This is a genomic window from Phyllobacterium sp. OV277 (assembly GCF_900104355.1).
Classification (GTDB): domain Bacteria; phylum Pseudomonadota; class Alphaproteobacteria; order Rhizobiales; family Rhizobiaceae; genus Phyllobacterium.
Map to the genome: position 1 here is coordinate 705977 of NZ_FNIY01000001.1, position 14325 is coordinate 720301.

The window sequence follows — 14325 nt, forward strand, 5'->3', positions numbered from 1 at the left end:
AATTTTAGTTGATCGTCAGCGACTTGGCCAGCCTGCGGAAACGTTCTGCATATTTATCCTTCTCGCTGTCGCGCACGATCAGGATGGCGCGAACATAGCGGGCAGTCTCGAACCGGGCGATCTGCGCGACATAAAGTGCATCGCCGCTCGCAGCATCAGTGGCGCTTCCGTCGATCTCGACCCACTCTCCCCCATCCGCTTCGGAACTCGTTTCATTGTTGGAGCGAACGTCCTTGATACCTGTCAACGACGCAAAGGCCTGCTTGGCAAAATCCATGCGTTGAGCCGCCTCTGGCGCATTGCCGAGATTGGAGGCAATGATCACCACCGGCTGCGAGGAATTGGCGGGAATATCCTGCGGACCATCAGTCAGAAGATAGGTTGCCCCGGCAATGGCGCGGATGGGGCGAAAACCCTCCAGTTGACCCACTTTGAATGGCAAGGCGGCCACCTGCTCTTCAAGGGTTGGCGGCGTGCGCACGGCAATTGAACGCAACGTATCTTCCACATCCGCATCGGAAGGACCGCCCGCAGCACCGTCAGGAACCTGCATGGTGATCATTGCTGTGGTCGTTGGCCCCTGCGTCAGCACGATCCATTTGCGATACTTGATGCCCGATGCGATCTGGCTGCCGTGAACAAACTTGGCAGCAGACGCGCCCTTGACGGTCCAGTCCCGAACCGCGTCGGTGACCACAATGCCCGTCGGAGCCAGGCCTTCCGCGTTAAACTTGCCTGATATTTGAGCATAGGCTTCAGCCGGCAGTTCGGTCAGGACGATTGACGCACCCGTCTTGATATCTTCGAAGCCGCTGAATGTGGATGATGCCTGCATGTTCTTGGGAACGACGAGCCCGACGCTTGATCCTTCCGGGAAAACCGCTTCCTGCGCAAACGCCATCTGTCCGCCGCCAAGCGACAGTGCGATAAAGACCAGAATGGCAGTTATATAGCGCATGAAGGCAATCCCCGTTTCGGCCCTGTCAGTAGCAATGACTGGAACGGTCTGGCAAGCGATTGGTTTCACACCAGTGGATCAGCTCAGATACTTCTTGAAGAATGCAACCGTCCGGCTCCAGGCAAGGTCAGAGGCTTCCTTGCTATAGCGTGCGGTGGATGTGTCATTGTTGAACGCATGGTTCACACCCTCATAAACCTCGATATCGAAGGTTTTTCCATTGTCCTCAAGGGCTTTCCTGTAGCCATCAATGCCCGCATTGATCCGCGTATCCAAGCCCGCATAGTGCAGCAGCAATGGTGCTTTGATTTTCGCCACGTCCTCGGCTTTCGGCTGGCGGCCATAATAGGCAACACCAGCACCAAGCTCCGGCGAATTCACCGCAAGATCATTGACCAGTCCGCCACCCCAGCAAAAGCCCATCACGCCGACCTTGCCATTGGTGTATTTTTCCGCCCTGAGATAGTCGATGGTCGCCACCCCCTCGGCAATCGTCTTATTCGCATCAAGACTGGCAATCAGGTCGCGCGCCTTGTCTTCATCAGCGGGCGTACCACCGGCCGATGACAGAAAATCCGGCGCCAGCACCGTAAAGCCTTCCAGCGCCATGCGCCGGGCGACGTCGCGAATATGACCATTGAGACCACGATTCTCGTGGATGATGATGACCGCAGGCAGTTTACCTGTCACGTCTGCCTGACGCGCGCGGTATCCCTTCATATCGCCTGACGAGCCCGAATAGATCACATCCTTGGTGAAAAGCCTTGCATCATCGGTGGCAACAATGGCGGCCTGTGCGGAATTTGCCGCCAGCATCGGTGCGATGACAGCCGCAGCTGCGCCGGAACCCGCCAGCTTGGCAAGCTTGTCCATGAACGCCCGCCGGTCAAGGGTCAGATGCGTATATTCATCATAGGCATCAACCATGGCCTGATTGATCTTCGGGGTCTTCGGCTTGTCCATTATGGTTCTTTCCATCGAAGAGGGCTGCCGGGCCGTCGAACCCCTGCCGTTTCCCATCATCCCTTGAGACGATGGGAAAGGACACCGGTGGAGAGCGCAACGCCGAGTCCAGTCATCACTGCTGCGCTAATTTCCCAGACGCCGACCGGCTCGTCAAGGAAGATGGCACCACCAAACGCTGCAAGGACAGGAGTAAGCGCACTGAAAGCCGCCGCCTGGCTGCCACCGAGGGCACGCACAGCGATCCCATAGGCGAGCATGGCGGCAAGCCCCGACAGAATACCCTGGCTCAAAAACTGCAAACCAATCTCGCCCAGCGGCACTGTCATGATCGTTGTTCCGAAGACCAAGGCAAGGCCAATATGGATGATGAAGGACCACACGGCGATGAGCGCGCCGCCTTCCAGCGCGGTCAGGCCCGAGCGGCGGAATGCATGGGTATATCCAGCCCACAGCAAGGCCCCCAGCGGCAGGAAGACAAAGCTGATCCATGTGATTTCATGGCCTGCAACGGCGCGCACCAAGAGGATGGCAAGACCACCGACAATCGCGGCAAGGCCGAGACTGCGGAACAGATCGGGCCGCTCACCGAACAGAATGACACCGATCAGCGCAGCAGCCAGCGGCATTGATCCACCAAGCAGCACACCGACGGCGGATGCCGGAGTGGAATGAATGGCAAAGGTGGTGAACTGGAAAAACAGGGCACCGGCGCCGCCCACCATAATCACCAGAAGGATCAGCGGTACATTGCGTGGAATAAGACCAGTGCGCAGCCAGACCGGCGACAGAACCAGCGCGGGAACACCATACCGGATCAGGCCAAGATCAATGGTACCCAGCTGTGTGCCTGTACTGTGGCGCGTGGCGATAATCCATGTGGCCCAGATGAGAACCGTCACCAGCGCCCCGGCATAACCTGCGCCTGATGATGTGGACTTCTTGTAGTCCTGAACGAGAGCAACCATCGGAATATCCTTTCAAAATCAGTCCTGATGACTTCTGTTGAAAGGAGATTACCGCCAATGGCACGAGCATGTCCTTGCAAGTTGATGCCACTACAACTACCATTTCAGCAATATTCGCAAAGTTTTATCGAACTGAAAGGTGATTTATGCCAAATCTGGATAAATTCGATATCGGCATTCTTGAAGCACTGCAGGATGACGCACGGGCAACCAATGTGGAAATTGCGGAGAAGGTGAATCTGTCGCCCTCACCCTGCCTGCGCCGTATCCGCAATCTGGAAAAATCAGGGGTGATCCGTGGCTACCGCGCCGATATTGACCGCAAGGAGGTCGGGCTTGGCCTCACTGTGTTTGTCGAAATCAAGGTCGGACAGCACAGTAAGGAGAACTCCGATGCCCAGCAGGCCGCGCTGATCGCCTTGCCTGAGGTGACCGGAGCCTTTCTGATATCAGGAACTGCCGATTTTCTGGCCGAAGTGGTGGTGGAGGATTTGAGCGCCTATGAGCGTTTCCTGACAGAAAAATTGCTGGTGATGCCCGGTATTTCGGACATCCGCTCCAACTTCGCCATCCGCATCATCAAATCAGGCGCCCCGCTGAAACTGCCTATGCGCTGAAAAAACGAACGCTTCCTTCTGGCAACCTAAAACACCTATCTCACCACCGTCCTTAAACATCCATCTCTCTGTGATTCCAAAAGTAACTACCTCGCTGTCATCCTAAAGCACCTATCTCGCTGTCATCTAGCATCGCTCTCTCCGTGATCTAGCATCGCTCTCTCCGTCATCTAGCATCGCTCTCTCCGTCATCTTAGCATCCCTCCCTCCGTCATCCTCGGGCTTGACCCGAGGACCCATCGTTGAGGTCAGTAATATTGCAATGTATCGGTACCGATTTTGCTTGTTTGCCGTGGGTCCTCGGGTCAAGCCCGAGGATGACGGAGGGAGGGATGCCCAGCATCTTTCATGATACCCAGCATCTTTCATGCAGATGAATGCTGGCAGCACCGGATCACTCCAGCACCGCCAACACAAAGCACTCTATTTATCCTCACAAAATGAAATGCGGTTGCTGAATGGATCGGTCACATGCACCTCGCGGCCCCATGGAGCATCCTCAAGACCGGGTTTCATGAAGCGGTAATTCTTGGCGTGAAGTTCCTTATGAAAGGCTTCAATACCCTTCATCCGTACAAAAACCCGCGCGCCGGGGCTCGCATCACCGGAATGCTCGCTCAGATGCAGCGTCAAGCCGGAGCGTGAGACCTGGCAATAAAGCGGGAAATCGTCACCAAACCGGTGCTCCCAATCCAGCGTAAAGCCAAGAAAATCCAGATAAAACTCTCTTGCCTTGTCCACATCGAAAATCCGCAGGATCGGATTGGCAGGCCCGAAGGATACAGCATCCTTCCCGGCAGGTTCTTCTGCCGCAATTTTTGCCGCAAGCACGTTCCAGTTATCGAGACCGAAGCCGGCCGCAACCAGTTCCAGACCATCACTGTGCGAAATATCGATATTTTTGGCAGCCAGTGCCTGTCGCAGCGATTTGGCCATCGCCTTGGCGTCGTGAAAAGTACGCATCGTCTATCCCTATCGTCATGTGAACGAGGAAAGTCAGTGCCCGCATTGCCGACCCGTTCACCAGACAAGGATGAAACGAAGCTTCTTTTGATACATTCACCTTGGGTTAGGAACCCGCGAGCGGCTGGCTGTATCTGCCTGCTTTATGGATAAGGGCAGTTTGGAAAGCAGTCAACAAAAAGCCTCCCGGACGGCAATCCGGGAGGCTTGTCATACGGGGCTATTACTTCGGCAGCGTATAGGCGACGACGTAATCGCCCGGCTTGGTATTGATCGAGCCATGCCCACCGGCGACGATAACGACATACTGCTTCCCATCAGCCAGCGCATAGGACATTGGTGTCGACTGGCCACCGGCGGGAAGACGCCCTTCCCATAGCTGCTTGCCGCTGGTCACATCATAGGCGCGCAGGTAATTATCAACAGATGCGCCGAGGAATGCCACGCCGCCAGCCGTGATGATCGGACCGCCAAGGCCGGGCACGCCGACCTTGAATGGCAGTGGCAGCGGCGAGGAATCATAAACAGTGCCGTTGCGATGCTTCCAGGCGATCTTGCCTGTGCGCAAATCCGCACCGGCCACGTAGCCCCAGGGCGGTGTCTGGCAGGGCAGACCAAGCGGCGAGACAAACGGTCCCATCACCACCGCATAGGGCGCACCTTCATTGCGGTTGAGACCCTGCTCGCTGCCCTTTGTGCCAGCACCGGGTGCAGGCACGTCGGCACGCGGCACCAGCCGCGAGGTAAAGGCGAGATAGGTCGGCATCCCGAACATGATCTGCCGTTCAGGATCAACGGCAACGCCGCCCCAGTTGAACACGCCGAAATTGCCGGGATAGATCAGCGAGCCCTGTAGTGACGGCGGCGTATACCGGCCCTCATAACGCAGCTTGAGGAAGTTGATGCGGCAGGCGAGCTGATCGAACATGCTGACGCCCCACATATCCTTGCCCTGCAAGGGTTGCGGCATGAAGGTCAGGCCCGAAACCGGCTGTGTCGGCGATGTGTGATCGCCCTCGATAGCACCGCCCGGTGCAGGCACTTCCTCGATAGGAATGATCGGCTCACCCGACCGCCGGTCGAGCACATAGAGATCACCCTGCTTTGTCGGACCGACCAGCGCCGGTACTGTACCTGTTGCCGTATTCACATCGATAAGACTTGGCTGCGAGGGCACATCCATGTCCCACAGATCATGATGGACAGTCTGGCGCACCCAACGCAGCTGGCCGCTGTTCAAATCAAGCGCCACGATGGACGAGGAGAATTTCTCCACATTGGCCGAGCGCCCTGCCCCAAGCTGATCGGGCGTCTGGTTGCCGAGCGGCACATAAAGCAAGCCAAGCTTTTCATCGGCACTGGAAATCGACCAGCTATTGGGGGAATTCGCCGTATATTTCTGCCCTTCCGGCAGCGGTGTCGTCACATCAGGATTGCCGGAATCCCAGTTCCACACCAGCGCACCGGTGTTGATATCGAAGGCGCGAATAACGCCTGACTGTTCGTGGATGGAGTAATTGTCGTTGACCGCACCGCCGACAATGATTTTGCCTGCGGCAATAACCGGCGGCGAGGTGGAATAGTAATAACCGGCGGGATTATAGGGCATGCCGGTTTCAAGATGCACGGTGCCCTTGTCGCCAAAAGCCGGACAAACCTGACCATTGGCCGCGTCAAGCGCAATCAACCGGGCATCGGCAGTTGGCATATAGACCCGCTCTGCACAGGGCTGACCGGCGGCTATGCTTGCATCCGCATAATAGGAAACACCGCGGCAGGTCTGATGCTGCCGGTCATTATTGTCCTTCACCTGCGGATCAAAGCGCCATTTTTCCTTGCCGCTCGCCGCATCCAGCGCAATGACGAAATTGTGCGGTGTGCAGATATAAAGCGTGTCACGCACTTTGAGCGGCGTGACCTGATAGGTCGTCTCAGGCACATCAGTCGAACGGCGCACATCGCCGGTCTGATAGGTCCATGCCACCTGCAGATTGGCGACATTATCAGGCGTGATCTGCTTCAGCGGCGAATAGCGCTGGCCGTAAAGGCTGCGGCCATAATAATGCCAGTCATCATTGGGCACACCGCCAAGATCCGGCTCTGTAACGACCGCCTCCTTGCTGAGCTGGCCCGCGAGATCAAGCGGGTCCTGCGTCATGGAATAACCGGCAACACCAAGCGCCACCAGAACCGTCACAAACAGCGCAGCACTACCGGCTGCCGAACTTTCACCGCCTGCCCGCACAAGTTTGCCGCGCACCCATGGGGTCAGCAACCAGAGCGCGAGGAGAATAATAACACCGCCGCGCGGTGCAAGCTGCCACCAGTCAAACCCTATTTCCCAGATTGCCCAGCCAAGCGTGCCGATTACCAGCACCGCATAAACAAGCAAGGCGGAGGGTCGCCTTCGGAACAGCAGAATGGAGGTGAGAAGAAAGGCAAGAGCCGCGATGATATAGTACCAGCTGCCGCCAAGAGCGGCGAGCCAGACACCGCCCCCACCAAGGGCAGCCGCAATAATGAGAAAAAGGAGAGCCGTTAGAGTGATTGCCATGGCAGGGGTCCTTTCCAAGCTCAATCAAGATCGAATGGTCCTGACATGAGGCTGCGAACGGGCCATCGGCTGCCAGATTCCTCTTAATCACTAAGGCGTATGCCTTAATTCAAACCGGTGCAATATCGATGATTGAATTTTTCAATCGCAAGTTTCAGGGGAAACAATCAGGTAAATGCTGTATGTTCTTGCTTTGTATCGCATTGACCTAGTTTTTTGGTGCCGAATCACTACATTGGAGACAAATGTCCGGATTGCCAGACGATATTCCGTTTTTCGACGAACCTGATGCGCCTCGCCAGCCCTCGGGCATAGCTGCACGCGCCATGCAGGCGCGCGGCATGCCGCCTTACCTCAATGGCCTCAACCCCGAACAGCGCCTTGCAGTTGAAACCACTGAAGGTCCCGTGCTGGTTCTGGCCGGTGCAGGCACGGGCAAGACGCGGGTCCTGACCTCACGCATCGCCCATATCCTGTCGCTCGGCAAAGCCTATCCCAGCCAGATCCTTGCGGTGACCTTCACCAACAAGGCGGCACGCGAGATGAAGGAGCGTATCGGCGTTCTCGTCGGCGGTGCCGTGGAGGGCATGCCATGGCTCGGCACGTTCCACTCAATCGGCGTCAAGCTTTTGCGCCGCCATGCGGAACTGGTCGGTCTACGCTCTGATTTTACCATTCTCGACACGGATGATGTCATCCGCCTGATCAAGCAGATCATTCAGGCCGAAGGGCTGGATGACAAGCGCTGGCCCGCCAAACAGTTCGCGCTGATGATTGATGGCTGGAAGAACAAGGGCCTTGGCCCGACGGAAATCCCTGAAGGCGATGCCCGCGCCTTTGCCAATGGCAAGGGCCGCGAGCTTTATACCGCCTATCAGAACCGCCTGAAAACCCTCAACGCCTGCGATTTCGGCGATCTGCTTTGCCATCCCATCCGCATGTTCCTCGCCTATCCGGATGTGCTCAAGGAATATCACGCCAAATTCCGCTATATCCTCGTGGACGAGTATCAGGACACCAACACCGCGCAATATATGTGGCTGCGCCTGATTTCGCAGGGCTCAAAGAATGTCTGCTGCGTTGGCGATGACGATCAGTCGATCTATGGCTGGCGCGGTGCCGAAGTCGACAATATCCTGCGCTTCGAAAAGGATTTTCCCGGCGCTGTCGTGATCCGTCTGGAGCGCAATTACCGCTCGACGGCACATATTCTTGGCGCGGCCTCATTCCTCATTTCCCACAATGAGGGCCGCCTCGGCAAAACCCTGTTCACCGATGCAGCAAACCCCGAAGACGCCAAGGTGAATGTCCACGCCGCGTGGGATTCCGAAGAGGAAGCCCGCGCTGTCGGCGAGGAAATCGAACAGGCACAGCGCAAGGGCCACACCCTCAACAACATGGCGATCCTCGTGCGCGCCTCCTTCCAGATGCGCGAGTTCGAAGACCGTTTCGTTACCCTTGGCCTGAATTACCGCGTCGTTGGCGGTCCGCGTTTCTATGAACGGCTCGAAATCCGCGATGCCCTCGCCTATTTCCGCGTTGTCGCGCAAGGGTCTGATGATCTGGCGCTGGAGCGCATCGTCAACACCCCCAAACGCGGTCTGGGTGAAGCAGCGATCCGGCAGGTGCATGATTATGCCCGCGCCCGCGATATTGGTATGCTGGATGCCGCTGCCGATCTGGTGCAGACGGAAGAGTTGAAACCCAAACCTCGCTCCGCCCTGCGCGAAGTGGTGGAGAATTTCCACCGCTGGCAATCCCTGATTGATTCTACGCCGCACACGCAATTGGCGGAAATGATCCTAGATGAGTCCGGTTACACCGCCATGTGGCAGGCGGACCGTTCTGCGGAAGCACCGGGCAGGCTGGAAAACCTGAAAGAACTTATCCGCTCCATGGAGGAGTACGAGTCCCTGCGCTCCTTCCTCGAGCATGTGGCGCTGGTCATGGATGCCGAGCAGAACGAAAATCTCGATGCCGTCAATATCATGACGCTGCATTCAGCCAAGGGGCTTGAGTTTGAAACCGTGTTCCTCCCCGGCTGGGAGGAAGGTCTGTTCCCGCACCAGCGTGCGCTGGATGAGGGTGGGCGTTCCGGCCTTGAGGAAGAGCGGCGGCTTGCCTATGTCGGCGTAACCCGCGCCAAGAAAAACCTGCATATCTGGTTCGTCTCGAACCGGCGCATTCATGGCCTGTGGCAATCGACTATCCCGTCGCGTTTTCTCGAAGAACTGCCGGAAGCGCATGTCGAGGTTGTTGCGACGGGTAATTCCTATGGCGGTTACGGCTCTGGTGGCGGTTATGGCCAGTCGCGCTTTGACCGGGCCGATCCATTCGAAAACACCTATTCCACCCCCGGCTGGCAGCGCGCCCAGCAAAACCGCTCCGATGCCACGCGCAACAATTGGGGCTCGCGCTCCGGCTCAAAGGTCGAGCGCATCGGTTACGGCGAAACGGATTCCGGCCACGGCGCCGGACGCGGCTCGGTCAAGGGCCGCATGATCGACGGCGAACTGGTGGCCAAATCCGTCAGCGAAACCCCATCGAATTTCGATGTCGGCGACCGGGTTTTCCATATCAAGTTCGGCAACGGCAATGTGTCGTCCATCGAAGGCAACAAACTGACCATCGATTTTGACAAGGCCGGTCAAAAACGCGTGCTGGATAGTTTTGTAAAGCAGATTTGAGCCAACGTTCATGACGGACCGCAGGTCTGGGCGTGTAGCGGCACCAACTTGGAAGTGTTGGCAAGTATTCACCCCCCTCTGTCCTGTCGGACATCTCCCCCACAAGGGGGGAGATCACATTGACATGAACGCTTTTGCACAACAGGAAAAGTTTCAGATTGTGCAAAGGCGGTAGTGATGGCTGATCTCCGCCCTTGTGGGGGAGATGTCCGACAGGACAGAGGGGGGTGAATGCCACGGCTTCATGGTGCGTGGTTCGACAAGCTCACCATGAGGGGCTTGGATGGATGCAACGATAATCGCAGAGATCGCACATCACAAACGTCGTACCTCATAAAGGTTGCAGAACTTGACTCCCCGCAATCCTCCCTCTCCCTCATGGTGAGCTTGTCGAACCACGAACCATGTTACTGCAACCACCTCTTTTCAAAAAAAATCACACCAACTTATCCAACACCATCCCACCTCGCTTATTCTGATGGTGTCCTTTCCGGCGGGAATGCTCCGGAAACCTTCTGAAGTCAGGAAAGGATCGGTGATTTCGTCTGCGGGGAGAACCCAACCGCAGAGGAAAGGTTTTATCTCACAAGGGTAAAAACCAGTCATCGGGACGGGTGATCCGGGAGTTTCTTGACAAAACAGGAAAATCTCTGGGGAACGCACTGATTAGACTACCAATACCAAGACCCCGCGTTCCCCTTTGGATCGCCCGTCTTTCCCACCTTTCAATAGCCAGACGCAAAAGCGGGCGTGGCAATGGGGAGGGTATAATTTGGTCGGCTGCAGAACCGTTGTTGCGCCCTTCGACAAGCTCAGGATGAGGGGGGTGGTTTGGTTGCAAAACTAATCTTCACCGTTGCAGAACTTGACTCCCCCGCAACCCACCCCACCGCAATCTATCCCACCCGCAACCTGCCCCACTGTCATCCTCGGGCTTGACCCGAGGACCCACGGCTAAGGAGAATAAACGAAACCGATACTCAGCAGTTATCAACATGGGTCCTCGGGTCAAGCCCGAGGATGACGGTGGGGGGCAATGGGGTGGGTTGCGGGGGAGTCAAGTTCTGCAACCTTTGCGATTCGCGTTGCATCCATCTCCCTCATGGTTGTTATGTCGAACCACGACGCACGCACACCCCCTCTTACTCGGGCTTGCCCTTCGCCCAAGTCACATTCCCGGCAAACAGTGGAATGGTCGAGATCGAGGTTTTGGCCGAGCCATCCTGCACCTGGCTGGCATGGGCGAGATAAACAAGCGAATTGTTCTGCTTGTCATAGATACGGGTGATGTTCAGCTTCTTCCAGATCAGGCTGGTGCGTTCGGAAAAAACCCGCTCGCCGCCTTCGCCAAGCTTGATATCGCCGATCACAATCGGCCCTGTCTGCTGGCAGGAGATCGATGCGTTGGATGGGTCCTCGAACCAGTTGCCCTTCTGCAGCCGGTCGATCATGCCACGTGAAAACGAAGCGAGATGGCAGGTCACGCCCTGGATTTTCGGATCGACAACCGCATCAATGACAATGTCATTGCCCAGCCAGTCAACGCCGACCTTGCCGACCTCCTCCGCCTGTACAGGCAGGATGGTAGCGCCCAGAAGGGCCAGAGCAGCAAGCATACGCTTCATCGAAATTCTCCTGAAATTATTAGAAGTGCCAGACAAGGTTGAACCCAGACACAGTTGGACACTGGCTCTTGGAATTTCAAGCAGAACGGCTTGTGGCTTCTATCGTTCCCACTTTGCAAGAAAATCTTCGATGCTGAGCGACTGGATATCAGGAATGGCGTCAAAAATCGTCTCGGTGGGCCAATCCCACCATGAGAGCGCGATCAGGCGTTCGGCAATCTCAGCGGGAAAACGCGGGCGGATCACCCGTGCTGCGTTACCGGCAACGATCATATAGGGGGCAACATTCTTGGTCACGACAGCGTTGGCGCCGACAACAGCACCGTGGCCAATGCTGATGCCGGGCATGATCACCGCGCCATGGCCAATCCACACATCATGGCCGATGCTGACGCGCTTTGCCTGCCGGCGCGCCCGAAACTCGAAATCGAGGCCACGATAGCGGAAAAACTCGTTTGGCCGATAGCTGACCTTGTGGGTGGTCAGCCGCTCCATCGGATGTTCGAGCGCATTGATACGCACATTGGAGGCAATGGAACAGAAGCGGCCAATATCGGCGTAAATGCCTTCGCTATGGCGTTCAATATAGGAAAAATCCCCCATGGTGACATCGCGTAAAATTACCCGTTCATTCACCTCGGCAAACCGGCCAAGCTTGACGCCCTTCAGCTGTGCCGTCGGGTGAATGCGCGGCTCGGGATTCTGGAAACGCAGATCGTCAGGGTCAGCCATCATGTTTTCTCAAATAAGTGTGCGCCAATCCTTTTGCATAAATGCGGGTGAAATCCTATAATCAAGCAATGAAATCATCATATTCCATCAGCCCATCGCAAATGGCGCTCTATGCAACGCTGGCGCTTATTGCCGCCACCGCAACGGGCATTACCTTTGCCGCATGGTTCAACCATGGTGATACGATCTTCCTGTCGCTGATTCAGGCGGGTCTTTCGTGGTGCATGTAGAAGCGTCAGGACGGCCCTTAAAGGAAATTCCCCTATGAACAGACGCTTTATGCCGGTGCTTGTCATCGCAATCATCGCCCTTGCCGCGGTTGCCGGATGGACCACTTTCCAATCCTATCGCCAGCAATCAGGGTCGGCCAATTCAGGGCCGTTTGGCGTGCCTTTTCAGCTTGTGAATATGAATGGCCAGCCAATCACCGAGGCGGCTTTCCGGCAAAAACCATCGGCGGTTTTCTTTGGCTTCACCCATTGCCCGGAGATTTGCCCGACGACCCTGTTTGAACTCGATGCATGGCTGAAGCAGCTTGGACCTGATGGCCAGAACATCAACGCCTATTTCGTCACTGTGGACCCGGATCGCGATACCGCCGATGTGATGAAATCCTATGTGGGCAATGTATCCGACCGTATTGTCGGCATCACAGGCGATCCGGTCAAAATGGCAGCGATGCTGAAAGGCTATGCCGTTTATGCGCGCAAGGTGCCGACCGAAGGCAATGACTACACCATGGACCACACCGCCTCGGTGTTTCTTCTGGATAGCAAGGGCGGCTTCTTCGGCACCATTGCCTATGGCGAAAATCCTGATACGGCTGTCGCAAAGTTGAAACGTCTGGCAAAGAGTTGATGTTGTGACTGATGGTGCGTTGCATGAACATTGTTCATCGTTCATTGCATCAATATGGTTCGTGGTTCGTGGTTCGACAAGCTCACCATGAGGGAGAGTGGGGATGCAAGGGAGTCAAGTTCTGCGACCTTACTGATCTGCAACGTTGGTGATTAGCGTTACATCCACCCAAGCCCCTCATGGTGAGCTTGTCGAACCACGAACCACACAATTCTGATACAACCAACCACACAAACACCACCCCAAGTCCGAAAGTACACGACCTGATGACCCAGACCCGCCTGTTCCTCACCGCTGGCAAGATTGAAGCCGACCGGGTGTTTGATCTGTTGCAGCTTGCCTTTGAAGAGGACGGCCTGCCGATCTCCACATTCGAGGTGGATGAGGATGCGGAAATCTTCGATGTCTCGGTCTATACGTTCGAGCCTGATGAGATCGAGCCGCGCATCCGCGATATTCTCAGCGCCAATGCCTTTGATCTTGAGGTCAGACGTGAACAGGTGCCCGACATTGACTGGGTGGCCCATTCGCTGGAAGGGCTTTCCCCCGTGCGTGCTGGCCGCTTTTTCGTGCATGGCTCGCATGATCGCGACAAGCGCCGCGTCAATGATCTGGGTATCGAAATCGATGCGGGGCTTGCTTTCGGTACCGGTCATCACGGCACCACCTCCGGCTGCCTCGACATGATCGGCGAAGTGATCCGCCGCGAGCATCCGCGCAATGCGCTGGATCTGGGCACAGGCAGCGCGGTGCTGGCCATCGGCATTGCCAAACTTGCGCCCATTCCGGTTCTGGCAACCGATATCGATCCGGTTGCCGTGGCGGTGGCGCAGGATAATGTGGTGAAGAACGGTGTTGCAGCGCGCGTGCAGACCGAAACAGCAACAGGTTTTCATCACCCTGCCCTGCGCTTTGCCGCGCCATTCGATCTGATCGTTGCCAATATTCTGGCGCGCCCGCTGATGCAGCTGGCACCTGAGATGCGCAAGCATCTGGCCTGGGGTGGATCGCTCATTCTGTCGGGAATTCTGGAAACCCAGCGCGACAAGGTACTGGCGGCCTATCGCGTGCAGGGCCTTTTTCATCAGAAAACCCTGCGGCGCGAAGGCTGGGTCACTCTGCACCTCAAGGCAAAATCCACCTATTGATGCCAATTACACTTGCAGCAAATAAAAAGGGCAGCTTCGGGCTGCCCTTTATTTATACGAAGTAGACAATGTGCTTGGTTCTTTCGCGCTTGCCGTCAACAGTGCGGACAACATACCGCTCAATCTGCGACGTGCGGTAAGCGATCAGATTTTCGAGCGCTGTCTTGAAAAACCCGCGGACCTTCTGTGCCATCTTGAATCTCCATGATTGGCAGTCGATCCTCCCGTTGCACTGCTATAGCTGACTCTCCC

At 56.3% G+C, this 14325-nt stretch carries 13 protein-coding genes; 5 read left to right on the plus strand and 8 right to left on the minus strand.

Features of this window, described 5'->3' with window-relative positions:
• Positions 1–4: 4 nt before the first annotated feature.
• From BLU05_RS03530 to BLU05_RS03540, 3 genes are all read right to left on the minus strand, one after another.
• On the minus strand, positions 5–958 hold the full coding sequence (locus BLU05_RS03530; protein ID WP_091877811.1) for a hypothetical protein: 954 nt from the start codon (positions 956–958) through the stop codon (positions 5–7).
• Positions 959–1036: 78 nt separating this feature from the next.
• The gene (locus tag BLU05_RS03535; protein ID WP_091877812.1) at positions 1037–1921 is read right to left on the minus strand and encodes a dienelactone hydrolase family protein; all 885 of its coding nucleotides are present in this window, start codon (positions 1919–1921) and stop codon (positions 1037–1039) included.
• 56 nt (positions 1922–1977) lie between these two features.
• A complete protein-coding gene (locus BLU05_RS03540) occupies positions 1978–2889 on the minus strand; it encodes a DMT family transporter (protein ID WP_091877813.1) in 912 nt (303 codons plus the stop codon).
• A 146-nt stretch (positions 2890–3035) separates the two neighbouring features.
• Here BLU05_RS03540 and BLU05_RS03545 point away from each other — a divergent pair, with 146 nt between their 5' ends.
• On the plus strand, positions 3036–3506 hold the full coding sequence (locus tag BLU05_RS03545; protein ID WP_091877814.1) for an Lrp/AsnC family transcriptional regulator: 471 nt from the start codon (positions 3036–3038) through the stop codon (positions 3504–3506).
• A 423-nt stretch (positions 3507–3929) separates the two neighbouring features.
• Here BLU05_RS03545 and BLU05_RS03550 read toward each other — a convergent pair whose 3' ends face one another.
• Both BLU05_RS03550 and BLU05_RS03555 read right to left on the minus strand, forming a co-directional pair.
• Positions 3930–4469: a glyoxalase superfamily protein gene (locus BLU05_RS03550; RefSeq protein ID WP_091877815.1), complete on the minus strand. Its 540-nt coding sequence runs from the start codon at positions 4467–4469 to the stop codon at positions 3930–3932.
• A 223-nt stretch (positions 4470–4692) separates the two neighbouring features.
• Positions 4693–7023, minus strand: a complete 2331-nt coding sequence (locus tag BLU05_RS03555) for a glucose/quinate/shikimate family membrane-bound PQQ-dependent dehydrogenase (RefSeq protein WP_091877816.1) — start codon at positions 7021–7023, stop codon at positions 4693–4695.
• 245 nt (positions 7024–7268) lie between these two features.
• Here BLU05_RS03555 and BLU05_RS03560 point away from each other — a divergent pair, with 245 nt between their 5' ends.
• Positions 7269–9710 (plus strand): ATP-dependent helicase, encoded by a 2442-nt coding sequence (locus BLU05_RS03560; RefSeq protein WP_091877817.1) that lies wholly within the window; start codon positions 7269–7271, stop codon positions 9708–9710.
• 1142 nt (positions 9711–10852) lie between these two features.
• Here BLU05_RS03560 and BLU05_RS03565 read toward each other — a convergent pair.
• Both BLU05_RS03565 and BLU05_RS03570 read right to left on the minus strand, forming a co-directional pair.
• A complete protein-coding gene (locus BLU05_RS03565) occupies positions 10853–11335 on the minus strand; it encodes a CreA family protein (protein WP_091877818.1) in 483 nt (160 codons plus the stop codon).
• A 99-nt stretch (positions 11336–11434) separates the two neighbouring features.
• Positions 11435–12067: a DapH/DapD/GlmU-related protein gene (locus BLU05_RS03570; RefSeq protein WP_091878479.1), complete on the minus strand. Its 633-nt coding sequence runs from the start codon at positions 12065–12067 to the stop codon at positions 11435–11437.
• Positions 12068–12135: 68 nt separating this feature from the next.
• Between BLU05_RS03570 and BLU05_RS26095 the strand changes: the two genes are divergently transcribed.
• From BLU05_RS26095 to BLU05_RS03580, 3 genes are all read left to right on the plus strand, one after another.
• A complete protein-coding gene (locus tag BLU05_RS26095; RefSeq protein ID WP_175540508.1) occupies positions 12136–12297 on the plus strand; it encodes a hypothetical protein in 162 nt (53 codons plus the stop codon).
• Between the two features lie 34 nt (positions 12298–12331).
• Entirely contained in the window at positions 12332–12925 is a 594-nt protein-coding gene (locus tag BLU05_RS03575; protein ID WP_091877819.1) for an SCO family protein, read from the plus strand.
• Between the two features lie 266 nt (positions 12926–13191).
• A complete protein-coding gene (locus tag BLU05_RS03580) occupies positions 13192–14073 on the plus strand; it encodes a 50S ribosomal protein L11 methyltransferase (protein WP_091877820.1) in 882 nt (293 codons plus the stop codon).
• 52 nt (positions 14074–14125) lie between these two features.
• On the opposite strand, the gene BLU05_RS26100 is transcribed toward BLU05_RS03580, so the two are convergent.
• Entirely contained in the window at positions 14126–14266 is a 141-nt protein-coding gene (locus BLU05_RS26100) for a hypothetical protein (protein ID WP_162700438.1), read from the minus strand.
• Positions 14267–14325: the final 59 nt, after the last annotated feature.

Bases quoted from the DNA above. Each gene is read 5' to 3' on its own strand.
- BLU05_RS03530 (WP_091877811.1), bottom strand. From the start codon at position 958: ATGCGCTATATAACTGCCATTCTGGTCTTTATCGCACTGTCGCTTGGC.
- BLU05_RS03535 (WP_091877812.1), bottom strand. From the start codon at position 1,921: ATGGACAAGCCGAAGACCCCGAAGATCAATCAGGCCATGGTTGATGCC.
- BLU05_RS03540 (WP_091877813.1), bottom strand. From the start codon at position 2,889: ATGGTTGCTCTCGTTCAGGACTACAAGAAGTCCACATCATCAGGCGCA.
- BLU05_RS03545 (WP_091877814.1), top strand. From the start codon at position 3,036: ATGCCAAATCTGGATAAATTCGATATCGGCATTCTTGAAGCACTGCAG.
- BLU05_RS03550 (WP_091877815.1), bottom strand. From the start codon at position 4,469: ATGCGTACTTTTCACGACGCCAAGGCGATGGCCAAATCGCTGCGACAG.
- BLU05_RS03555 (WP_091877816.1), bottom strand. From the start codon at position 7,023: ATGGCAATCACTCTAACGGCTCTCCTTTTTCTCATTATTGCGGCTGCC.
- BLU05_RS03560 (WP_091877817.1), top strand. From the start codon at position 7,269: ATGTCCGGATTGCCAGACGATATTCCGTTTTTCGACGAACCTGATGCG.
- BLU05_RS03565 (WP_091877818.1), bottom strand. From the start codon at position 11,335: ATGAAGCGTATGCTTGCTGCTCTGGCCCTTCTGGGCGCTACCATCCTG.
- BLU05_RS03570 (WP_091878479.1), bottom strand. From the start codon at position 12,067: ATGGCTGACCCTGACGATCTGCGTTTCCAGAATCCCGAGCCGCGCATT.
- BLU05_RS26095 (WP_175540508.1), top strand. From the start codon at position 12,136: ATGAAATCATCATATTCCATCAGCCCATCGCAAATGGCGCTCTATGCA.
- BLU05_RS03575 (WP_091877819.1), top strand. From the start codon at position 12,332: ATGAACAGACGCTTTATGCCGGTGCTTGTCATCGCAATCATCGCCCTT.
- BLU05_RS03580 (WP_091877820.1), top strand. From the start codon at position 13,192: ATGACCCAGACCCGCCTGTTCCTCACCGCTGGCAAGATTGAAGCCGAC.
- BLU05_RS26100 (WP_162700438.1), bottom strand. From the start codon at position 14,266: ATGGCACAGAAGGTCCGCGGGTTTTTCAAGACAGCGCTCGAAAATCTG.